Annotated in this window: 21 protein-coding genes and 2 pseudogenes; 2 read left to right on the plus strand and 21 right to left on the minus strand. The window is 48.0% G+C overall.

What is annotated here, in order from left to right; all coding sequences use genetic code 11:
• Positions 1 to 24: 24 nt before the first annotated feature.
• The 4 genes from PAV_RS23790 to PAV_RS23805 form a co-directional block, all read right to left on the minus strand.
• Positions 25 to 315, minus strand: coding sequence for a HesB/YadR/YfhF family protein (locus tag PAV_RS23790; protein ID WP_005550460.1), 291 nt, complete (start codon positions 313 to 315; stop codon positions 25 to 27).
• 198 nt (positions 316 to 513) lie between these two features.
• Positions 514 to 2,928 carry a heavy metal translocating P-type ATPase gene (locus tag PAV_RS23795; protein WP_005550462.1) on the minus strand — a complete coding sequence of 805 codons (2,415 nt, stop codon included), beginning with the start codon at positions 2,926 to 2,928 and terminating at the stop codon, positions 514 to 516.
• Positions 2,929 to 3,056: 128 nt separating this feature from the next.
• Positions 3,057 to 3,257 (minus strand): cation transporter, encoded by a 201-nt coding sequence (locus tag PAV_RS23800; RefSeq protein WP_005550463.1) that lies wholly within the window; start codon positions 3,255 to 3,257, stop codon positions 3,057 to 3,059.
• Positions 3,258 to 3,306: 49 nt separating this feature from the next.
• A complete protein-coding gene (locus PAV_RS23805) occupies positions 3,307 to 3,699 on the minus strand; it encodes a metal-sensitive transcriptional regulator (RefSeq protein WP_005550465.1) in 393 nt (130 codons plus the stop codon).
• 223 nt (positions 3,700 to 3,922) lie between these two features.
• Here PAV_RS23805 and PAV_RS23810 point away from each other — a divergent pair, with 223 nt between their 5' ends.
• A complete protein-coding gene (locus PAV_RS23810) occupies positions 3,923 to 4,876 on the plus strand; it encodes an L-lactate dehydrogenase (RefSeq protein ID WP_005550466.1) in 954 nt (317 codons plus the stop codon).
• A gap of 58 nt (positions 4,877 to 4,934) precedes the next feature.
• Here PAV_RS23810 and PAV_RS23815 read toward each other — a convergent pair whose 3' ends face one another.
• From PAV_RS23815 to PAV_RS23855, 8 genes and pseudogenes are all read right to left on the minus strand, one after another.
• On the minus strand, positions 4,935 to 5,648 hold the full coding sequence (locus PAV_RS23815) for a lysophospholipid acyltransferase family protein (RefSeq protein WP_005550469.1): 714 nt from the start codon (positions 5,646 to 5,648) through the stop codon (positions 4,935 to 4,937).
• A 25-nt stretch (positions 5,649 to 5,673) separates the two neighbouring features.
• Positions 5,674 to 6,693 carry a P1 family peptidase gene (locus tag PAV_RS23820; RefSeq protein ID WP_005550471.1) on the minus strand — a complete coding sequence of 340 codons (1,020 nt, stop codon included), beginning with the start codon at positions 6,691 to 6,693 and terminating at the stop codon, positions 5,674 to 5,676.
• 301 nt (positions 6,694 to 6,994) lie between these two features.
• Positions 6,995 to 7,855: an SMP-30/gluconolactonase/LRE family protein gene (locus PAV_RS23825; protein ID WP_005550473.1), complete on the minus strand. Its 861-nt coding sequence runs from the start codon at positions 7,853 to 7,855 to the stop codon at positions 6,995 to 6,997.
• A 206-nt stretch (positions 7,856 to 8,061) separates the two neighbouring features.
• Positions 8,062 to 9,563: pseudogene (locus PAV_RS23835) on the minus strand (nicotinate phosphoribosyltransferase).
• Positions 9,564 to 9,615: 52 nt separating this feature from the next.
• Entirely contained in the window at positions 9,616 to 10,167 is a 552-nt protein-coding gene (locus tag PAV_RS23840) for a cysteine hydrolase family protein (RefSeq protein ID WP_040736749.1), read from the minus strand.
• A 77-nt stretch (positions 10,168 to 10,244) separates the two neighbouring features.
• Positions 10,245 to 10,670: a PaaI family thioesterase gene (locus PAV_RS23845; protein WP_005550478.1), complete on the minus strand. Its 426-nt coding sequence runs from the start codon at positions 10,668 to 10,670 to the stop codon at positions 10,245 to 10,247.
• A gap of 164 nt (positions 10,671 to 10,834) precedes the next feature.
• On the minus strand, positions 10,835 to 12,553 hold the full coding sequence (locus PAV_RS23850; RefSeq protein ID WP_005550479.1) for a long-chain-fatty-acid--CoA ligase: 1,719 nt from the start codon (positions 12,551 to 12,553) through the stop codon (positions 10,835 to 10,837).
• Positions 12,554 to 12,631: 78 nt separating this feature from the next.
• Entirely contained in the window at positions 12,632 to 14,449 is a 1,818-nt protein-coding gene (locus tag PAV_RS23855) for an acyl-CoA dehydrogenase family protein (RefSeq protein ID WP_005550480.1), read from the minus strand.
• Positions 14,450 to 15,049: 600 nt separating this feature from the next.
• On the opposite strand from PAV_RS23855, the gene PAV_RS23860 reads away from it, so the two are divergent.
• Positions 15,050 to 16,057, plus strand: a complete 1,008-nt coding sequence (locus PAV_RS23860) for an electron transfer flavoprotein subunit alpha/FixB family protein (RefSeq protein ID WP_005550481.1) — start codon at positions 15,050 to 15,052, stop codon at positions 16,055 to 16,057.
• Positions 16,058 to 16,145: 88 nt separating this feature from the next.
• Here PAV_RS23860 and PAV_RS23865 read toward each other — a convergent pair whose 3' ends face one another.
• The 9 genes and pseudogenes from PAV_RS23865 to PAV_RS23900 all read right to left on the minus strand — a co-directional run bounded on the left by PAV_RS23865 (position 16,146) and on the right by PAV_RS23900 (position 23,340).
• Positions 16,146 to 16,649: a YlbF/YmcA family competence regulator gene (locus PAV_RS23865; protein ID WP_005550482.1), complete on the minus strand. Its 504-nt coding sequence runs from the start codon at positions 16,647 to 16,649 to the stop codon at positions 16,146 to 16,148.
• A gap of 86 nt (positions 16,650 to 16,735) precedes the next feature.
• On the minus strand, positions 16,736 to 18,289 hold the full coding sequence (gene miaB, locus PAV_RS23870; RefSeq protein WP_005550483.1) for a tRNA (N6-isopentenyl adenosine(37)-C2)-methylthiotransferase MiaB: 1,554 nt from the start codon (positions 18,287 to 18,289) through the stop codon (positions 16,736 to 16,738).
• A gap of 590 nt (positions 18,290 to 18,879) precedes the next feature.
• A pseudogene (locus tag PAV_RS23875) lies at positions 18,880 to 19,071 on the minus strand (helix-turn-helix domain-containing protein); the annotation flags it as partial.
• Positions 19,061 to 19,285 (minus strand): hypothetical protein, encoded by a 225-nt coding sequence (locus tag PAV_RS23880; RefSeq protein WP_005550485.1) that lies wholly within the window; start codon positions 19,283 to 19,285, stop codon positions 19,061 to 19,063. The gene PAV_RS23880 and the pseudogene PAV_RS23875, both read right to left, overlap by 11 nt.
• 59 nt (positions 19,286 to 19,344) lie before the next feature.
• Positions 19,345 to 19,587: a M23 family metallopeptidase gene (locus PAV_RS23885; protein WP_005550486.1), complete on the minus strand. Its 243-nt coding sequence runs from the start codon at positions 19,585 to 19,587 to the stop codon at positions 19,345 to 19,347.
• Between the two features lie 93 nt (positions 19,588 to 19,680).
• A complete protein-coding gene (locus tag PAV_RS34915; protein ID WP_157267239.1) occupies positions 19,681 to 19,845 on the minus strand; it encodes a hypothetical protein in 165 nt (54 codons plus the stop codon).
• A 219-nt stretch (positions 19,846 to 20,064) separates the two neighbouring features.
• Positions 20,065 to 20,634, minus strand: a complete 570-nt coding sequence (gene pduL, locus PAV_RS23890) for a phosphate propanoyltransferase (protein WP_005550487.1) — start codon at positions 20,632 to 20,634, stop codon at positions 20,065 to 20,067.
• A 104-nt stretch (positions 20,635 to 20,738) separates the two neighbouring features.
• The gene (locus PAV_RS23895; protein WP_005550488.1) at positions 20,739 to 21,605 is read right to left on the minus strand and encodes a 2-oxoacid:ferredoxin oxidoreductase subunit beta; all 867 of its coding nucleotides are present in this window, start codon (positions 21,603 to 21,605) and stop codon (positions 20,739 to 20,741) included.
• A gap of 1 nt (position 21,606) precedes the next feature.
• Entirely contained in the window at positions 21,607 to 23,340 is a 1,734-nt protein-coding gene (locus tag PAV_RS23900; RefSeq protein ID WP_040736655.1) for a 2-oxoacid:acceptor oxidoreductase subunit alpha, read from the minus strand.
• Positions 23,341 to 23,374: the final 34 nt, after the last annotated feature.

Here is a 23,374-nt window from a genome sequence, read left to right on the forward strand (position 1 = left end):
AACGATCATTGATGGGGTGATATGCTAGATGACCATCCCTTCATGTACGAAAACAATATCTTCGTCCTTCTCATCCAGCGTCAATTCGCGATTATCCAAGAACCATACATCATTTTGCTCCATAAAGAACGTAATGCCGTTCACGACTTCCGTCACTGCTGGATATTGCGGACTGTCTTTCATGATGCCGAATGAATAAGGCCCTGAAGCACTGAATCCGCTGTAGCGCACAAAGATGCGCACTTGATCTCCTGCTGTAAATCCCCAATCGGCCAAAAAACGCTCGACTGCCTTCGCTGTAACGCGTAATTGCATGCTCAGACCTCCTTAATCCAACCTATCATCATTTATGATCATACCACGCGCATATATCATTTGTTAACACCAAAGTTGTTGGTACGAATATGGTCTGCGCCTTTTTCCGACTGTCCGCATTACGCAGATGTTGAGCATACAACACATGTCCGTTGTCGGCATTCATCCACCATAGCTCAGAAAAGCCTCTCCTTGAAATTACAGCTTGATCCGCTGAAGACGAAGCGCATTGAGCACGACCGAGACTGAACTGAACGCCATGGCCGCGCCTGCAAGCCATGGAGCAAGCAGACCGGATGCTGCAATCGGAATGCCGAGCGTATTGTAAATAAGCGCCCAGAACAAGTTTTGCTTAATATTGCGCATCGTCCGGCGGCTCATCTCCATCGCATCAGCAATCCCGTTCAAGTCGCCGCGCATCAAAGTTACACCTGCTGTCTCCATTGCTACATCCGTCCCTGTACCGATAGCGAAGCCAATGTCAGCCGCGGCAAGCGCAGGTGCGTCGTTGATGCCATCGCCTACCATGGCAACGACTGTGCCGTCCTGCTGCAGCTCACGAACATGCTGCGCTTTTTGTTCAGGCAGCACCTCTGCAAATACATCATCAATCCCGACTTGTGAAGCGATGGCTTTCGCTGTTCGAATGTTGTCCCCTGTCATCATCACTACGCGAATCCCCATCTGATGGAGCCGCTCAATCGCCTGCTTCGAGGAAGCCTTCACCTGATCAGCTACAGCAACAATCCCTCTCCACTTGCCATCAACCGCAATCAACATCGCCGTCTTGCCTGACTGTTCCATCTCCTGCAGTGCTGCTTCCGCGTTACTGCTTACGATTCCGTTCTTCTCCATCCATCTGCGCGTCCCGACAATGATGGATTGCCCATTTACTTGAGCCTCTATGCCATATCCAGGCTCAGCGCGGAATGAAGTCGGCTCAACCGTACTAATTCCTTGCTCGGACAGTCCCTTCACAATCGCTTGCGCAAGCGGATGCTCAGACTGCTTTTCGGCAGATGCAAGCAGGGTCAAGAGCTCTGCCTTCTCCTCTTCATTCACATCAGGAAGCACAACATCGGTAAGCGAAGGCGCCCCTTCTGTTACGGTACCCGTCTTATCGAGCACAACAGTCTGAACTCGATAAGCTCCCTCTAAGTGTTCGCCTCCACGGAATAGAACACCATATTCGGCCGCACGACCCGTACCAGCCATGATAGAAGTTGGTGTAGCCAGACCTAATGCGCATGGACAAGCAATGACGAGCACAGCGATGGTACGAGATAAGGCGATACCGAAGTTCCCGGGCTCAACTGCGAAGTACCATAGCAAAAACACAAGAACTGCAATCCCAACGACGATCGGTACGAAAATGCCTGAAATTTTATCCGCAATCCGCTGAATAGGAGCCTTGGATCCCTGTGCTTCCTCGACGATTTTAATAATTTGCGACAGAGCCGTTTCGGAGCCTATCTGAGTCGCTTGCATCGTGAAAGCGCCTTGCGCATTCACTGTAGCACCATACACATTATCCCCAGCCTGCTTCTCCACAGGAACACTTTCCCCAGTCAGCATGGACTCATCTACGGTTGAAGTACCACTAACGACAACTCCATCTACTGGAACCTTCTCGCCTGGACGAACGAGCACGATGTCTCCACTCGCCACATCTTCCACTGGCACTTCTACTTGTTCGCCATTGCGCACAACCGTTGCCGTTTTAGCACGAAGTCCCATGAGAGCGCGAATTGCCTGAGAGGAGCGCCCTTTCGCAGAAGCCTCCAGCCATTTTCCAAGCAGAATAAGGGTAATGAGCACAGCGCTCGTTTCAAAGTACATTTCAGGATGATGAAGTTGGCCGATTTGCCATTGCCACGCCAAATACACACTGTACACATACGCAGAAGTCGTGCCGAGAGCAACCAGCACATCCATATTGGCACTGCCGCTGCGAAGCGCTTTGTACGCCCCCACATAGAACCGTGCACCAATGATAAATTGAACCGGCGCAGCTAGAATCATCTGCACCCAAGGGTGCATGAACCATTCCGGCACCCATATCCATGAAGTGAACGAAAAATGTCCTACCATCGACCATAGAAGCGGAATCGACAAAATAGCCGAGACAAGAAATGTGTTGCGCAGACGGCGCATATTCCGCTGGGTCGGCGACTCTTGTTCCCCTTCACCCTCTTCCTTCTTCAATCGGCCTGTATATCCAAGCTGGGCAATTTTATTCAAAATATCTTCTTGCTTTAATCCAATGTAAGTTATTTTTGCAGTCTCAGTCGCCAAGTTAACGGCAGCGCTCTGCACGCCCGGCAATCGATTCAGCCCCTTTTCAATTCGGGTTGAACAGGCGGCACAGGTCATGCCTTCAATTTGCAAATCCATTGTTTCAACCGGCACCTTATACCCCAGATGCTCAATCTTATCTACAACCTGCTGTAAGGATACAGCATCGCCGTCATACTGCACGGCTGCTCGTTCAGAAGCCAGATTTACTGCTGCTTCCTCTATGCCGTCCATGCGCTTCAAGCCTTTTTCAATCCGGGTTGCACACGCAGCACAGGTCATGCCTTCAATCGGCAACGTTGTATGCTTTTCTGCCATGGTCAAGTCCTCCCTACTCTCATAAATATACCCCTATACCCTATATCCAATTCCAAAAGAAAACTCCTCGTAAGGAGTATTCTCGGTTGAATGATTTCGGGCAGGATGAAAGCGCCGCGCCCTAATTATTAAACTACATCGTATCCTTGATCCTCAATTGCCTCGCGAATTTGTTCTGGCTTCACCTTGGACTCATCATACGATATCGTCACTTGCTTCGCTGCCAAATCAACTTGAGCTGAAGCTCCTGTACCTTCAACCGCACGTTCTACCGCTTGCTTGCAGTGCCCGCATGTCATGCCTTCTACTTTCCATGTTACGTTTGTCATCACGATTTCCTCCCCTTGCGGCTGTTGCTTTAAATTGGAACAACCATTATTATTTAAGTAATTTATGAATCGTTGTTAACAGTTCATCAATAACTTCCGGTTCACCATCTTGCAAGCGCTCAACGACACAACTCTTCATATGCCCTTCGAGCAGCAATCTTCCAACAGAATGAAGAGCCGACTGGATGGATGCGATTTGATTCAGTACATCATCACAGTAAGTATCTCGTTCAATCATGGATTTCACGCCCCGCACTTGACCTTCAATGCGATTCAATCGGTGAATCAGCTTCTTTTTCATTTCGTCAGAGTGATGGCTCTTCCTCTTGCCTTCTGTTGAATGGCATGCCCCCCCATCCTCAATTGAGGAGCAACCATCATCTGATTCGAAAGCAGCGTCCAGTACGTCATCGACTTGTTCATCGATACGTTCGTTTGACATTTGTGTATCACCACCTCATGTATCTAATATACTATACCCCCCCACCCTATGCAAGCCTTTTTCTCACTCTTTTTTTAAACTGAATGGTACTTTTTGTAGCATGGAAATTAGGGTTGGTTATTTTTTCGGAAAATGGTTAAAATTTAAGTGGTTAGTCTGGCTTCTTGTCGCTGGTCAACACATGAATTTATCGTTTACTACTTAAGAGGAGGCAATACTTATTATGACTCAAATGACAAAAGTGTCCCGTGTCGCATTGATCGGATCGGGCTTTGTAGGCTCTAGCTACGCATTCGCATTATTCAATCAAGGCTTGGCCGCTGAGCTTGTCATCATCGACGCAAACCGCAAAAAAGCAGAGGGAGATGCGATGGACTTGAATCATGGACTTCCATTCGCATCCAATATGCGCATCTGGGCCGGAGACTACAGCGATTGCAAGGACGCGGACTTAGTTGTCATTACAGCAGGCGCGAACCAAGCTCCTGGCGAAACTCGACTTGATCTGATCGGCAAAAACGCGAACATCTTCAAATCGATCGTCACTTCCGTAATGGAAAGCGGCTTTGACGGATTGTTCCTCGTCGCGACGAACCCGGTCGATGTCCTTACATATGCAACCTGGAAATATTCTGGTCTGCCTGCGCACCGTGTCATCGGTTCAGGCACCATTTTAGATACAGCACGCCTTCGTTATTTGTTGGGTGAAAAGATCGGCGTCGATCCGCGCAACGTCCACGCTTATATCATGGGCGAACATGGAGACACTGAACTTCCTGTGTGGAGTAATGTCAGCATCGGCGGCCAACCGCTTGAGCACTATCGCAAGACACATGGCAATCCTACTCAAGAAGAATTGGATGAGATTTTCGTCAATGTGCGTGATGCGGCTTATCATATCATCGAACGCAAAGGTGCAACTTACTACGGAATTGCCATGGGATTGGCTCGCTTGACGAAGGCCATTCTGAAGAATGAGAACTCTGTATTGTCCGTATCTGGACTGCTTACTGGCCAGTACGGCTTGGACGATGTCTATATCGGGGTGCCAGCTGTCGTCAATCGTCAAGGTATCCGCGATATTTATGAGCTGCACTTGTCCGAAGAAGAGATGCAGAAGCTGCACCATTCCGCAAGCGTACTCAAACAAGCTATTTCTTCGGTGTTTCCAAAATAGCTTCTGATTCATCCAATGAAAAAGGCGCACTCTTCTAAAGAGATGCGCCTTTCCTGTATTATGCATTCATGATCATGGTGCGCACTTGCTCTGGCAGCATTGCTGCCTCTTCTTTCGACAGAGCGGAAGTCATAACGGCTGGAAGAACCGTCACCTCGACATGAGCTGGGCGAATCCAATTGCCGTTCGCCTCCATCAGCTTGTACGAACCGGATATACGAACCGGCACAATAGGCACTCCTGACTTTGTAGCCACTCGGAAGCCGCCATTTTTGAACTCCCCGATTTGATCGCCCTTGCTGCGCGTTCCTTCAGGGAAAATAACAATAGGATGCCCGCTCCCTACAAGCTTGCCTGCTTCATTCAAGCTGTTCATCGCCTGGCGTACATTGCTCCGATCCACGAAAATGCAGCGCAAGTATTTCATCCATACGCGAATGAAGGGCAGCTTGGCTAACTCCGCTTTAGCCATCAGCGCCTTCGGCTTGCCGATATGTCCGAGCATGATCGGTACATCGAAATTCCCTTGATGATTGGCGATAAAGACTGCACCGCCTTCCGGAATATGTTCCAATCCACGTACTGTGACTTTCGCTCCAGCTACACGCAGTAAGGAACGTGCCCACCTTCCTACCTGTTTGGCTGTGTAAGCGTCCAGCTCTTCAAGTCGCCCTTGTCTGTACAGTCTATTCGCCTTCATCATACCTGGAATGATAAAAATTAAATAAAGCCAAAAATAAATAAACCAAATGATTGTTCGTATGAATTTCATGCTGTAATTCCCTTCTACATATCGATCAAGTCAGCCATTCCTGCGAACATGGCGTGCCGTCTACAGATTGTGCCGCAACAATGGCATTATGAACAGCATAGCCAAGCACTTCCGCTGCCCACATCCCTGCAAGATCCACAGAAGACTCAACTCCGCCCGTCGTCATTGCGAACACCGTGTCCCCATCATACATCGTATGGACTGGATAAATCGTTCGAGCCAATCCATTGTGGGCCATTTGAGCAATTTTCGTCATTTCGGTTTTGGTGAATGAACCGTTACAGGCAACCGCAGCAATCGTCGTATTCGTACCCGGCTTCAACGTTCCTTGAAAAGGATTAGCCAATTGGGTAAGAAAGGACAACGGATCAATAAAGCTCCCCTTTTCATCTGATCTTGCACCAGCCAGTGTTCTGCCGTTCTTCGGGTGTCTAACCTCGCCGACTGCATTGACTGCGACAGCGGCTCCAACAATCAGTCCATTGGGCAATTGTACAGAAGCCGTGCCGAATCCGCCTTTCATTGACCGATCAATGCCCGCGAATTTGCCAAGCGTTGCACCCGTTCCCGCACCAACATTCCCTTCGGCAACCATTCCAGATGAAGCGCTCACTGCAGCCGCATATCCCATCTCTGCAGTTGGTACAACTGTGGGATCGCCAAGCGCCAGGTCAAATAAAATCGCCGAAGGTACGATTGGCACCTTCGCAACGCCGACATCCAATCCAATCTCCTGCTCCTGCAGCCGCTGCATGACCCCTTGTGCGGCAGCAAGTCCAAATGCGCTTCCGCCGCTAAGGCAAAGAGCATGTATATGCTGAACGAGCGCCGTCGGCTGCAAAAGCTCCGTCTCACGAGTACCTGGCGCTGAACCCCGGACATCGACGCCGCATACAGCGCCTTGCTCGGCTACAATGACGGTACAGCCCGTAAGTGCAATATTGTCCTGTGCATGGCCTACAGCAATGCCAGGTACATCTGTTATTGATCCAGGATAGCGAGCGGGCTTGTCACCCGCTCTATTCGTATAATGGGATGATTCCATATGCTCACCCTTTCCGGTCTGATTATGATGCGCCCTGCTATTTCCACACCAATCCGCTTCAGATTGCAACAAGAACGTGGCACCATTTTGGGCAAGCCTACACGCCTGTAAGAGGAAAATTGTCGAAAAAAGTAAACTTTTGCAGAAAAATGCACGTTTTTGCGCTTTCCCGAGAAATAATTTTGTCTTCCTTTCCCGAGATAGCGGCCCCTTGGCCTGTCATACATCGGATAGTCCAAAATCCTGCATGAAGCAGAGAAAGGAGCCCGATTGCAATGGGCTCCTCTTTGACATTAGGATGTTATACAAGTCCGAACAATCTGCGGCAGCGGCCAGGACGGTTCGCTCGGAATCGCTCGACATTGCCCTGATCCATCATCGTGACATATACGGTACATCCATCTTCGCCACCGAAGGTCACATTTGTGCAGTTGCTTCCATGGAGTCGTATCTCTTCGAGCAGAGTTCCATCCGGAGCGAGAACTGCTACCGTCCCTTTGCCAAAGCGAGCAACGTACAGATTGCCGTCTATATCACAGCGCATCCCATCCAGTCCGAAATCCGGAAACTCATGAAATAGCCGCTTGTTCGAAATACTTCCGTCCTCATGAAGATCATAGACCCATATTCGGCGTTGAACCGACTCGTTAACATACAACAGACGCTCGTCCGAGCTCACCTCTATGCCGTTCGTAGTTCCCATGCCCGTTTCCAACAATGTCATTTCTCCATTTGGACGGATGCGCCAGATTTGCCCGGAATCATCGGCCCACTTCGGATCACTTGCAAATATAATATCATTCGCCATAATTGCAATATCGTTCGGCTGATTCATTGTTGGATCGTGTGCAAGCACTTGCAGCTCCTTCGTCACAAAGGAATATCGGAACACATGATGTCCTGCATAATCGGCGATGCACATCTCCCCTCTGCGATTAAAGCGGATACCATTGCCTATGCATCCCTCGGGAAGCTCCAGAAACACAGAGCATTCGCCTGCCGGTGTGACTTTTCCAATAGTGCCTTGGCGTTCATAATTGACCGCGTACAAATTGCCTTCCTTATCGCAAGCAGGACCTTCTATGCCTTGTGTAAACCCATGCTGTGGTGTAAATACCTCACTGCTTCGCATTTCCACTGATCCATCAAACGTCTGACTCATGCTATCTCCCTCTCCCTCTTCGCATGTACATCATTCATAACGTTAAACGATCTTGCTCATGGTACGGCCTAACAGAAGTAAATCGCTTCATAGCCGCAATTGCAGTATGACAGCGATTCCTATCCCCGCATAAAATTCGCACAATCTCGCGTTAGACGGGGAAGTCAACTCGTATGATCAGAGCTTGTCCAACTCACCGATGTTCATTATTTATCGTGATCCTCATCCGAATCTCCAGCATCCATTTGGAATGAACGCAATTTTTCCTTCTCTTGCACATGCGCCTCAATCATGTCGCGCTTGAGCTCCCAGGCCTTCGTGCTCACATCGACATGATACTGCTCTGGGTTCGTCTTCCGCAAATATTCCGGCCAGAACAGTTGCAGCTGCTCCTTATGGTAGTTGCGGATCTCCTCCAGAGGCGGGCGTTCATATACAAGCTTGCCGTCCCGATATACAGGCTGAAGCAGCAGTTCTGCATCATAACTCTCCACATATTTGTGTAAGTATGGGTGAATTGGATCAAACAGCTTAATTTTCGCCCGACGCTTTACATCATCCTCTTCAGAGAGGCAAATGTAGTCAGCGATCGCTTTTTCTTTTTCTTATGAATGATGCGGTAAACATCCTTCTTGCCTGGCGTCGTGACCTTCTCTGGATTCGCAGAAATTTTGATCGTTGGCTGCATCTCTCCGTTTACTTCACGAGATACAAGCTTGTACACGCCGCCAAGCGAAGGCTGATCCGCTGCCGTAATCAGTTGTGTGCCGACTCCCCACATTTCCACACGAGCACCCTGTGATTTCAAGTCTGAAATCGTATACTCATCCAAATCGTTAGATGCACAAATCTGCACATTAGTCAGACCGGCCTCATCCAGCAGCTTGCGGGCTTGAATGGACAAGTACGCAATGTCCCCGCTGTCGAGTCGAATCGCCTGTAGCTTCTTCCCTTTTTTCTCCAGCTCAAGACCAATTTGAATCGCATTCGGAATTCCGCTGTGCAGCGTATCATACGTATCGACGAGCAGCGTCACCTGATTAGGCAGCGCTTCAGCGAATGCATGAAAAGCCTCTTCCTCGCTCTCGAAGCTTTGCACCCACGCATGAGCATGCGTCCCTTTTGTCGGAATACCGAACCTACGGCCCGCGAGCATATTTGAAGTGGCATGGAAGCCTGCCAAGTAAGCTGCACGCGCGCCCCATAATGCAGCATCTGCCTCTTGGGCCCGGCGTGTGCCGAATTCCATCAAAATATCGTTCGGAGCGACATGCTTGATGCGCGAAGCCTTGGTTGCGATCAATGTCTGAAAGTTCATGAAGTTCAATAGAGCTGTCTCAATCAGTTGCGTTTCGAACACACGTCCCTCTACGCGAATAAGCGGCTCATTGGCGAATACGAGCGTACCTTCTCGAACTGCATCAATCTGTCCGGTAAAACGGAATGCGCGCAGCTCTTCCAGAAACGCTTTCTCGTATTGCTCTTCCTGCATACCTAGATACTCTATGTCTTCTTCTGTGAAATGCAAATGCTCAATATACTCAACAATTCGCTCAAGACCGGCGAACACGGCATACCCATTATGGAAGGGCAGCTTGCGGAAAAATGCTTCAAACACCGTCTGCTGATTATGTGTGCCATTCTTCCAGTGCGCATACATCATATTGATTTGATATTTATCTGTGTGTAAGGCCATTGATGTATTCATCAAGTCATCTCTCTTTCTACCGTTTACCAGTCAGACTGTATGCGGCAATTAACTATTCTGTGCGGTACCCGCTTACAATTTGGGCACCAAGCGAATTGTGGAAGTGCTGCAATGCCCACGCATGAGCTTGCCCGTTAAAGGTTGCAACAGCATCCTCATGAACAACAATTTTATATCCTTTATTATAAGCATCCACTGCCGTATGAAGCACGCAGATGTCTGTACATACGCCAACCAAGTGAATCTCTTGAATATGTCTAGCTCGCAATTGCATATCTAGATCGGTACCGCAAAATGAGCTGTATCTGGTCTTATCCATCCAATATACATCTGATTTATGACGCTCGTAGGCATCGGCTACTTTGCCGTATAGGTTCCGCCCTTCAGTCCCCCGAATGTTATGGGGCGGGAACAACGCTGATTCCGGATGGTACGGATCCTGCTCCTCATGCAGATCCACGGCCATCGTAACAAAATCACCAGCAGCCGCGAAGGACTCTACCAAATCCGCAACACGATCCTCGATATGTACGGCTGGATCTCCGCAAGGAAGGCGACCAATCACAAAATCATACGTATAATCAATGACAATTAATGCCTTCAATTCCAATTGCATCCCCTCTCCGAGGCCCGCTATCCGATAGTTAGCTTATCGTCATTATGACAAATCGGTGCTAAATGTCAACCACCTGCACGCGGGCTTCTCACGTGAAAAGTTCCTGTCGCCATCGTACCGAGCTCACCTTGCTCGTTCACAATTGTCCCTTGAATCGTAAGCACGCGCTTCGTTGCATGGGTAACATGCGCTCGAGCTTCCAATATGCCCAGCTTCATTGGACGCAAAAAGTTCACATTCAAGCTCCCCGTCACAATGTTCTGATCCTGCTTATATGCAGTGGCGGCAATCCCCATCGTATTGTCCAGCAGAGAAGATAATACGCCTCCATTCACAATGCCCATCATATTCAAATGGTGATCCTTCGCGTCAAGACGAACGACCACTTCCTTCTCATCCGCATGAACGAGCTCACAGCCCAAGTATCCCCAGAATGACGTTTGCGCGCTTTCCTTTATTTCATCCCACCGCAAGATTTGCTCGTTGCTCATGTTGGCCACCTCTCGATTTATCCGCCATTATTTACCTTACAGTATACCGACATTATGCCCTTCTATCACTAACAAAATGTCGAAAGAAGCGAAGGCCGATCGTTTTGATGACCGGCCTTCTCCTCTATTTTATCACATTGTTGCTTCAAATGGTTCGTCTCCTGCTACTTATCGTCAGAAGAGTTGTCGCCATGATGCTCGTGTTGGAGCCGGCGCTGCGCCTCTTCTTCAACCAGCTTACGGCGAAGCACTTTGCCAACCATCGTCTTAGGCAGCTCCCCTCGGAACTCGATTTGCCGAGGAATTTTAAATGCAGCCAGCTTCGCACGGCACCAACCGACCAAGTCCTCCTCTGTAATCGTTGAACCATCCACTCGTACGATGAAAGCCTTGACCGTTTCCCCTCGATATGGATCTGGAACTCCGATTACTGCTGCTTCTTTCACCTGAGGATGCTCGAACAGCACCTCTTCTACATCGCGCGGGAATACTTTGAATCCGCTTGCATTAATCATCTCCTTCTTCCGATCAACGATCGAGAAGAACCCATCCTCATCCATCTTCGCCATGTCACCGGTTAGCAGCCAGCCCTCTTTCAATACTTCCGCTGTCTCTCTAGGCCGATTCCAATACCCCTTCATAACCTGCGGTCCGCGTACGGCGAGCTCTCCGATAGAGCCTATCGGCAATTCTTCAAGAGTATCTGGATTTACAACTTTAGCATCAGTGTCCGGGAATGGAACCCCAATCGTTCCAGCCTTCCGATACCCCCATACCGGATTGGCATGCGTAACCGGGGAAGACTCTGTTAAGCCGTATCCCTCAATCAATCTCCCGCCCGTAATGGCTTCAAATCTTTCTTGTACCTCAAGCGGGAGAGGCGCGGAACCAGACACACATGCCTGCACCGATGATAAATCATAACGAGCAACCTCTTTATGGTGATTGATCGCAATATACATTGTCGGAGCGCCGGGGAATATCGTTACCTTTTCCTTGGAGATCGATTCCAGCACTTGTTTTGTATCGAACCGCGGCAGCAATATCAGCTTGCCTGCCAGATGGATGCCCAAATTAAGAAGAACCGTCAAGCCGAATACATGAAAGCACGGAAGTGCTGCAAGAAACGTTTCCTTGCCTCTTTGTGCGCAGTAGAACCAATTTGCCGTTTGCGTTGTATTTGCGAGCAAATTATAATGCGTCAGCATGACACCCTTGGCTACTCCTGTTGTCCCGCCCGTATATTGAAACATAGCCACATCCTGCTCGGCATCGACAGGACAAATCGTAGTCAGCGGAGCACTTGAAGCGAGCCAGCGCTTATAGCGTATTACACCAGGCACCTCAGGAACCGCAAGCGATTGACCTTCCTTCTTCATTTTGAGCGGATACAGCCAATTTTTCGGGAAAGGCAAATAATCACGGATCGAGGTTACGATCATATGATTAAGCTTGGTTTTCTGCTTGACATGCAGTACACGAGCAAACAGCAAATCGAGTGTTATGATTACCGTTGCCCCTGAATCCTCCAATTGGTGAGCCAGTTCTCCCTCCATGTACAGCGGACTGGTCATCACTACGATTCCACCCATAAATAACGTGCCATAATAGGCAATAAGCATTTGCGGGCAATTCGGCAGCATGATGGCAACCCGATCCCCTGCACTCACCCCGAGCGAGCGCAAGCCGCCTGCAAATTGATAAACTGAAGCAAGCAATTCACGATAAGAAAGCGCCTTACCCATGAATTCAATCGCTGTACGCTCTGGGTACTCAGCAGCAGCCTTCTCCAGCAGGTGTGCCACATTATGCTTCGGATAGTCGAACGACGGAGCTACTTCTTTCGGATAATGGCGCAGCCAAGGCCTTTCATCAGCACTCATGTGCTACTCCCCTTCCTCGTTCAGTCTGCGCTGCGCGCAAGGCAGCAGCGCAGATCAGTCACTGAAAATAGCGCTTAATTACATCACGATATACCGTTCGTTCGCGATTACACGAACAGCGATGTCCCGCTTCTGCGAAATTAAGGACAATGGCGAGGTGCGGCTGAACTTCTTGAGCAAAGAGAGCTGCGTGCGAAGCACGTCCCCTGATGCAGCTTCATGGAGTGTTTCCTTTGCTCTTTGCTCGATAACCTGGATCGAATCGCGAACGAATACCTGAGTCATCCGCATAGCCAGAGCAGCCTTCTCCTCTCCAAAGCGGTTGATTAGCTTATTCGTTCGCAGTATCGCGCTTTCTGCCGCATAAATGTAAATCATCATATCAGCAAGGGCAGAGAGAACCTCCTGCTGCTCCTCGATACGTGTTCCATATTTCTGAACAGCGGTTCCACCCACGACCAGAAAAGCGGTCTTCATTTGGTTCAATAGTCCATATAGAACAGACAAGGGATCCTCTTCGCTGTCGCTAAGAGATGGACGGAATGCAAGCACCTCTTCCTGCAGCCGCTCCAATCGCTCCATTAATGGGAGCTCTCCCTTCAATGCTTTTTTCAGCAGCGTACCTGGAATGAGAAGCCGGTTGATTTCATTCGTGCCCTCGAAAATGCGGTTAATGCGCGCATCACGATAAATTCGCTCCACCTTGTATTCTTGGGTGTAACCATAGCCACCGTGAATTTGCACGCCTTCATCCGCAATTGTATGCAGTGCTTCACTGCCGAACACCTTAATAATGGAGCATTCAAGGGCAAATTCTGCGATTGCTTTGGCTGGAGACGCGACCGTATGCGTACCGCCTTGTGTTCCCGTATCCGTTGACTTCTCATGTAAGCCCTGGAGCATAGCGTCGATATAACCAGAGGTTCGATAAACCATGCTTTCTAATACATAAGTTAGCGTATTCATCTCGGCAAGCTTCTTCCCAATAAGCGGGAAGCTGCTGATCGGCTTGCCGAACTGCGTTCTTGCATTCGCATAGGCAGAAGCCAGCTGGATCGTTTCCTTTGCTGCGCCAAGACAGCCCGCCCCTAGCTTGAATCTGCCGATATTTAATATGTTAAAAGCAATAAGGTGCCCTTTCCCGATCTCTCCGAGCACATTATCAACAGGTACACGCATGTTATCAAAGTAAATCGGGCAGGTGGATGAGCCCTTGATTCCCATCTTTTTCTCTTCCGGTCCAACCGTAAATCCTTCCATGCCCCGCTCCACGATAAACGCCGTAAATTTCTCACCGTCTACCTTCGCATATACGATAAAAATATCCGCAAATCCTGCGTTCGTAATATACAGTTTTGAGCCGTTTAAAGTATAATGGGCCCCATCCTCAGTCAGCTTAGCAGTTGTACGAGCGCCTAGTGCATCAGATCCTGAGGCGGGTTCGGTTAAACAATAGGCGGCTATTTTAGCGCCAGTTGCTAGTTGCGGCAAATATGTGCGCTTTTGCTGTTCGGTTCCAAAGTACACGATCGGCAGTGTCCCAATCCCTACGTGAGCCCCAATGGACAATGCGAAGGACGATGCCTTCGCCAGATTCTCATTTACGATCGTGGAGCTCACCTTATCGAGTCCCAGCCCGCCAAAAGCTTCGGGTATATCCACGGCTAATAGGCCGAGCTCACCAGCCTTGCGCATCAGTTGAACTGTCAGCTCGTAATTGAGCCGTTCAATCTCTTCATCATGCTGCAGCACATCCCCTTCGACAAAAGCCTTTGTTGTATCGGCGAACAACCGCTGCTCTGAGGTGAAATCCTCGGGCGTTACTACCCATTCAAGCTTCGGCTCGTCAATAACGAAACCACCGCCCCTTATTCGCGTCGTAGACGCTGCATCCATGCCTCATTCCTCCTGTCCCATGCTGTTCATCTCGTACAGTGCTGTTCGGATAGCTTCGTCCCAGGCTGTCCCAAGCCTATGTAGCCAAACCTGTGCCGAAAGACGGGTTTACAGCTATCCGTCCCCCATTTGTAATGAGTAAGACAAGCCATTTTACATAAATTAGCAACCCTTCTCCCCTTCCTTATGCAGGATGCTGTCTAATCTGTACTCACGCAACTTGGCTGTACGTAAAGAACTATGTTTGATGGATATGAGTTTTGACACTAAAAAATTCGTCCTTGCCCTTGCTATGACCGCTGGTTAATGAAATTGCTGAATCAGGAATAGAGATAAGTTAACAAATTCCCCCATACAATGATTGCATAAAGTTGAGAATAAGTCTTAATTACAGACCGGTCTGCTCTTGGAAGACGGAGGAAAGAGGATTATTCATCCTTATGACGAATATGGCAATAAAGAAACAGGAAAGTGGAAAGGGAACTATGGCGGACATCCCTCTAATCACTTCGTTACACATCGACCATGCGCTTGCTTCTAAACGATAAGATCTACAAGTAAGCCGCAAGCGTGCTATCGACTGGAAAGGAGTGCTGCCCTATGAGCCGCACATATGCTGTAATTGCTGAAATACGTGGAACTCGATTGCACCAGGTTACATTCGAAGCGCTTGGTGCTGCTGCGCAGATGGCGAAGCCTGATGATCGAATTATTGTGCTTGTCATTGGATATCAACTTGCAGAGGACACCATCCAGTCCTTAAAGATTCGAGGAATTGCGCAAGTTAGCTGCGCAGATGATGAAAGGTATAGATATTACGAGGCAGAAACCTATTTTTCGGCATTGCAAGCATTTACGGAACAGCAATCACCAGATGTCGTGCTGCTTGGACACACGGCTATGGGACGCGACCTTGCCCCTATGCTTGCTGCCCAGCTCCATACTGGCCATATTTCAGATGTCGTCTCCATACAATCGGATGCGGCTGGCAGTACGTTCTTGAGACCTGTCTATGCAGGCAAAGCATTTGAAACAAAACGCTTTGCCAACCAAGCCCGACCTTGGATTATCACGATCCGGCCTAACTACTTCAGTCCTATAACCCAACAAGCTGGAATGCTTCCCGCGTATCAGTCCGTAAATGATCCTCAATTTATTTCCCTGCTTGCCCCGGCCTCATCCTTACGGACTGTCGTCCATGAAGTTGTGACCAGAATGAGCGGATCTGTAAATTTGTCTGAGGCTAAAATTATTATATCTGGCGGGCGCGGTGTGAAAAGCCCCGCAGGTTTCAAGCCGCTGGAGCAGCTGGCCCGTGTACTGAATGGTGCAGTCGGGGCTTCGCGCGGCGCTTGTGATGCCGGCTATTGCGATTACTCTCTGCAGATCGGACAAACGGGCAAGGTCGTTACGCCCGAAATTTATTTCGCATGTGGAATTAGCGGCGCCATCCAACATATTGCAGGGATGGGTCAATCCCGCACTATCGTTGCCATCAATATTGATCCATATGCTCCTATTTTCAAGGTAGCCAATTACGCTATTGTTGGCGACTTATTCGAGGTTGTGCCGCTGCTTACCGAACAATTCCGCAAGCTATTATCCTAATTTGCTTCCTCTCACCCTATTTCCTTCAACAATCGCAAAAGAAGGCTTCCCGCCTTAACTGCAGGAAGCCTTCTTATTTCATCCTATGCTAATCGCATGATTCTGGCGCTTCTGGTGTGGCTGCTTCTACCTCGATCTTCTCAGATACCGTGTCACGAATAACCGACATGATCAGTTGAAGCAAATAATTTACATCACTCTGGCTTTGCTGGAATTCCACAACGAGCGGAATATTATCCAGTTCGTCTTGGAGCTCGCTAATCTCATTTTCAATTTTATCCACCATCTTAGCGTTTTGGAATGATTGGAACGCAACCAATTCCTTTTGCTTTTTCTTAATCGAGGAGATCAGCTCTTGTACCCTATTATGCATCTGAATTTGCTTCTCGGCTTGCTGGAATTGCCGAACCTCATCTGTCGTGAGAATAAGCTCGGACAACTGCTTCGCCTTTGCCATAATATCTTCGCGGACTAGCAAGTCCCGCGTATTGAACTTCGGTATTCCGCATCCCGATCGATGGACATGCTCCTCATGTTCCGAGTGTTCTGCGTGTTCCGAATTCACCTTTGAAGATTGTGACTGTTGCGTCAATGAGAACCTCTCCCATCTATTCGGCCTGAATTGTATTGGTAAAATCTATCTCTTCTCGTTTATTGTATCCGATAATACAGAAAAGGTTAAGAAGTCATTTGCATCGGTTCTGTGACAAGCACACCCTTGATGTAATATGACATAATATCTGTAATTTTAACATGTACGATTTGACCGATCAACGATGCCGGACCTGCAAAATGGACAAGCTTGTTCGTACGCGTACGTGCAGATAAAATGTCAGGGTTATTCTTGCTTTCCCCTTCTACCAAGACTTCAACGACTTGATCCATCAATCGTTCGTTACTGCGACGACTCTGCTCCTGCAGCAGTGCATTCAAGCGCTGCAAGCGCTCCTTCTTCACTTCCATCGGAACATTGTCTTCCATCCCTGCCGCTGGCGTGCCTTCTCGCGGTGAATAGATAAAAGTGTAGGCAAAGTCGAATTCTACCTCTCGCACGAGAGACATCGTTTCTTCGAACTGTTCATCTGTCTCGCCTGGGAAACCGACGATAATATCTGTCGTAAAGACGACATCTGGAATCGCCTGCTTGATTTTGAAAGCCAGTTCCAGGAAGCGTTCCCGGTCATACTTGCGGCTCATTTTCTTCAATATTTCCGTGCTTCCTGATTGTACAGGAAGATGAATATGCTCAACCAAATTGCCGCGCTTTGCAAGCACCTCAATTAATCGGTCATCAAAGTCTCTTGGATGAGAAGTGGTAAAGCGAATGCGCGGTACATCGATGGTACGAATTTCATCCATCAAATCGCCGAATGAATAGGTAATGTCGGCAAAATCTTTACCGTAAGCGTTGACATTTTGGCCGAGCAGTGTAATCTCCTTGAACCCTTGACGAGCCAAGTCTCTAACCTCAGCAATTACGTCTTCCGGACGGCGGCTGCGCTCTTTCCCGCGTGTGTACGGAACGATGCAGTATGTACAGAACTTATCGCAGCCATACATAATGTTGACCCATGCTCGCATACCTTCCCGCTTCTTCGGCAGATTTTCAATAATGTCGCCTTCTTTAGACCATACCTCCACGACCATTTCCTTATTGAACAAGGCATCGCGAATCAGCACCGGCAAGCGGTGAATATTATGTGTACCGAATACGATATCAACGAATTGATGCTTTTGCATGATTCGATTCACGACATTTTCTTCTTGGGACATACAACCGCACACGCCAAGAATAAGCCCAGGTCTTTGCAGCTTCAATGTCTTCAAATGTCCGAGTTCGCCAAAAACTTTATCCTCTGCATTTTCACGAATCGCACATGTATTTAATAAAATGATATCGGCCTGTTTCCGATCTTCCGTTTTTTCATAGCCCATTTGTTCGAGTAAGCCGCTCATTGTCTCGGAATCATGCTCGTTCATCTGGCAGCCGAATGTATAGATGATATATTTCTTTCCAACACCTAGATCCTTTAGCTCCTCAGTCACTGCCTGATCATAATGCACCTGAATATCCTGTTTGCCCCGTTGCTTCTCTTGACGCTGGTTAGGCTCCGAAATAATGTTGATTTCACGACCATTTATACGAATCCGTTTACCTTGTTCATCCTCGGAAATGACTTTGGCATTCGAGAAATCAAAATATTTGGAGTAATCTTTCGACTCTTTGTTCATTTGTGTCGGCACTCCTTCTTCTCAATCGATTCTGTAGGTTTTCATTGTGGTGTTCATTTGTAGTCTTCTATCTTTATGCAAACCACCAATGTATGTACATGAACATCACTTCGAATTATACCATCATCCGAAGATGAGAGCCAAGAATGAACTTCCAGATTTAGTTATTACGGAGTGGACAACATGGCCCTATGCTATCCAAAATACTGTAAACAGTAAGAATTTCCAAAATTCAAAATGGACAGGATTGGTCATTGTGGCCTGGTGTTAAACATCGTTTTTGCGGGTAGAGTGTGGATCATGTATGAAAAAAAGCCTCGGAGCATTCCGGGGCTTACTTTTTTGGCTTAGGTCTCATTGTGTCATAAACAGGTTTATTGCACTTTAAAGCAGGTATATACTTCATCCACCCAGCGGCCACGCATCGCAGTCATATAAAGATGAAATCCATTTCAGGTCAATATTTTATATTGATTGACGTACAATGATGTTATAAGGAATAAGGAGGAAGAACATTCTCTTGAAGGTGCTAATTTTCCACTCACTTTATAGATTCAATTCTTTTCCGCTTTCCTTCTGTATCTTTTCAAGCTATATTGTTTGCCAATAGGCTGTTCAAGTCGCTTGTGTTCTCCGTTTTTGTACCATCTCATCCACGTTTGTATTTGCGTCCTGTTTTTGATGTGTAACTCTTTCATGACTTCTTTAACGGTAATTCCCGCTAATCTCATTTCTATTGCTTTCAGCTTCACTTCCAATGGATAACTCACTCTAGGTGCCATCACAAGCACCACAAGAATCTACGTTCAGTACGAGACAGCTTATCGCGTATTCCCCAAATTCCTTGCCCTCGATTGTAATCTGATTGTCCTTTACAACCGTAATGACACCATTCGAAATACAGTGAGTCAACTCATTCGGTAATAGTGGGTGAACCGGAGGAACTGGCATCGCTAAAACCGTTGCTGTTGCCAATACATTGGATGATTTTTTCATAGTCTGTAAGCCTCCTAGGTATGTTCCTTTGCGTTACATTTCCTAAAGACGGGCGCGCGTCAACTAATGTTGCAAGTGAAAAAAAGCCAATCCCCCCTGAAAACGGAAGGACGGGAGCCTGTACCTGCTTGACCTTCCCGGGCGTGTACTACTTCACCAGCTACGAAAGCACAGATAGGAGCTTTATGGCTCTTAACAATATCAATGTCTGTATGAAATACTGTGCCGCCGTTGAATGGATCACTTCTGTATCCATATGGGCTTGTTACGCGGAATCCATATTCTCCCCAATTAATTGTCATTCTGACATCTCCTTTTCGTGACTCTAACCGTTATTTTTTATCAAGATCCGATTTGCCCAGTTCAATAACCCAATTCAATACAGGCAGCGGCAGCTAGTCATTCCATCCTGATCCTATGCTGTTGGCTATCATGGACTGTAACACATGGTAGAGAGTACTGAGGGCGATCGCCCCAAATACAAGACCAGGCAACCCGAACATGACGTCAAGCAGATGCCCGCCACACGGAAGCAGCAGAATGAAAAATGTCCTTGCCACGCCTCCAAACCGCTTTCCATTTGTCCATCTCTAAACCTCCCCAATTGAAATAGCCCCCACGCTGGTGAGGGCATAAAAATAGCATAGCGCTGACCGTCTATGCGGCAGCGCCTAAACTACATATTTAATATGAACTCTGCTCTTACAAAGTAGTCATCTATGCAAAAAAGGCACAGCCCATAAGGACTGCACCTTTAATTTCTTAGTATGATTCAATAATTAATCAATGATCTCAGCTGTGTCGCCGTTTTTTACACCAGCAGCATTCGCTTCGTCTGTGTCGATATGCATGTCCAATGCAAATTTTTCGGAAACACGTGCAATCACGTTTTCAAATACAACACCGCGCTCTCCGCCTACACGTACGCGAAGCTTTTGCTTGTCTTGAATCCCCCATTTTTCTGCATCAGAAGTATGGAAGTGAATGTGACGCGCAGCTACGATAACGCCGTCTTGCAGTTCAACTTCACCGGCAGGTCCTTTTACAAGAATACCTGGAGTACCTTCGATATCACCAGATTCGCGAACTGGTGCTTTTACACCAATTGCAAAGGAGTCAGTACGGGAAATTTCCAATTGGGATGCAGGGCGTGCAGGTCCCAAAATACGAACTTTATTGAAGGATCCTTTGGAACCTACAACTTCAACTGTTTCGTTCGCAGCATATTGTCCTGGCTGGGACAATGGCTTGAACTCAGTCAATTGATAGCCTTTGCCGAACAAAATCTCGATATGTTCTTGAGTCAAATGAATATGGCGAGCGGATACGCCGACAGGTACGTTTTTCATTTCTCTTCCACCTCACGTATGTGTTCTCTCTAGCTAGTACCAAATCATATTATACTACGAAAAGCAACAAGGCATGCGCCTAAAGACGCATGCCTTTTCAACAATTATTTGAATTCTGCCACCAATTTGTCAAATTCTTCAGAAGAAAGACGAATATTTTGCTTCGCTAACGGTTCAGCGCGGAATCCAGATACGAGATTCTCATAGCTCTTCTTCGATGTATCTTGATAGATAAGACCTGTTATCATTCCATCTGTTTCCATCAGCTTCGTCATTGCCGCGATGCGGTTAGACGGATCATAGCCTTCCACGGAATCCAAATTGATGATGTTCTCCTTGAACCAATCATACGTATTGATCTTGTTGAAGGTTACACATGGGCTGAACACGTTGATTAATGAGAAGCCTTCGTGCTTGATGCCTTCTTCAATCAAGGATGTCAGCTGCTTCAAATCACTTGAGAACGATTGTGCTACGAAGGTAGCTCCCGCGGAGAGCGCAATTTCAAGCGGACTCAATGTGTTCTCGATTGCGCCTTCCGGTGTACTCTTCGTCTTAAAGCCGACCGCGCTGCGTGGCGAAGTCTGACCTTTCGTTAATCCATAGATTTGATTATCCATTACGATGTAGGTTATGTTGATGTTACGACGAATCGCATGCACCGTATGTCCCATCCCAATCGCGAAGCCGTCTCCATCCCCGCCGGATGCAATGACGGTCAAGTCGCGATTGGCCAGCTTCAATCCTTGTGCGATTGGAAGCGCACGGCCGTGAATGCTGTGGAAGCCGTATGCATTAATATATCCTGAAATCCGACCAGAACAACCAATCCCTGATACAACTGCCAAATTCTCAGGTTCCAATCCGACATTGGCAGCTGCGCGTTGAATGGCTGCCTGAATTGAGAAGTCGCCGCAGCCTGGGCACCAATTCGGCTTCACATTGTTGCGAAACTCTTTGAACGTTGCCATTCTAGACCAACTCCTTGCTTTGTTTGTACAATTCCAAAGGCAGGAACGGAGTTCCATCATATTTATTAATTCGGCGAAGCTTCTCTCCGAATCCGACGTTCAGTTTCACTTGATCAGCCAATTGGCCAGTAGCATTGTTCTCTACCACAACGATTTGCTTCGCCTTCTGCGCATGCGGAGTGAATAGCTCTGTTGGGAACGGATAGATTTGACGAACGGTGATGTGGTTCGTCTTTACACCGTCTGCTTCCAAGCGTCTGCGCGCTTCATCAATCGTACCGCCTGTGGAGCCCATACCCACCAGAAGTAAATCTGGTTCTTCATGCGGTACATCTGCATGAATGGCGTTTGTCACCTGCAGCCCATTCAATTTGTTCAACCGTTTGTCCATCATCTTCTTGCGGTTCACTGCACTTTCCGACGGTCTGCCGATCTCGTCGTGCTCTACGCCAGTTACGTGGTGAAGCCCGCCTTTCTCTCCTGGGATAACACGTGGAGAGATGCCGTCTTCCGTAAACTCATAGCGCTTAAACTGTTGGTTAGCCTCTAACGGAGGTACATCACTCACCAGCTTGCCGCGGTCGATCATGATTTGCTCATAATCCAGCATTTCACATGTTTGCTTGCCGAGAGACAATTGCAAATCCGTCAATACGATAACTGGACATTGGTATTTCTCTGCTAGGTTGAATGCTTCTACTGTATCGAAGAAGCACTCTTCTATTGAACTTGGCGCGATCACGATCTTTGGAATTTCACCGTGCGTCCCGTAAATCATCGCGTTCATATCACTTTGTTCCTGCTTCGTCGGAAGCCCTGTACTTGGACCGCCGCGCTGTGTATTTACGATTACAATCGGTGTTTCCGTCATCCCCGCAAGACCGATTGCCTCAGTCTTCAAGGATAGACCAGGACCTGCGGACGCAGTCAATGCACGTACGCCTCCATAGTTAGCGCCGATCGCCATCGTAACTGCTGCGATCTCATCCTCTGTTTGAATAACCGTGCCGCCGAACTTCGGCAGACGCTTAATCAAATATTCCATAATCTCAGATGCTGGCGTAATTGGATAAGCCGCCATCAGGCGGCATCCTGCTGCCACTGCACCCAAGCCAATTGCATCGTTACCTATCATGAACAGCTTCTGCTTGCCATCAGCCGGCTCCAGCTTGAAATCATCAAGCGGACCGCCTGCTTGCTCCAGCACGAACTCTGCACCTCTACGTGCCGCCTCTACGTTCTTCTCTACGACTGCTGGACCCTTACGACTGAATTCCTCTTCAAGCGCCTTGTTGAAGACCTCCAGCGGCAATCCAAGCAGTGCCCATGAAGCGCCTGAAGCAACCATGTTCTTCATGAGAGAAGCACCCAGCTCTTCCGCGATTGCTGTGAACGGAACAGCGAACAGACGTGCATCTACACCTTCTGGCACAGTCGGATTGAACTTTGCATCTGCGACGATAACGCCGCCCGAACGAAGTTCACCAACGTTCAAATCGATGGATTCCTGGTCGAATGCGACCAGAATGTCCAAGTCGTCTGAAATTGCACGAATCGGCTTCGTACTGATACGAATCTTGTTGTTCGTATGACCACCCTTAATACGAGAAGAAAAATGACGGTAACCATATAAATAGTATCCAAGACGATTCAATGCCGTCGAGAAAATACGGTCCGTACTTTCTACGCCTTCCCCTTGCTGACCCCCGATTTTCCAAGACAATTGACTAATCAAGCTCGCCCACTCCTTTTGAAAGGTGACTCGCATA

This window comes from Paenibacillus alvei DSM 29 (assembly GCF_000293805.1).
GTDB lineage: Bacteria > Bacillota > Bacilli > Paenibacillales > Paenibacillaceae > Paenibacillus_B > Paenibacillus_B alvei.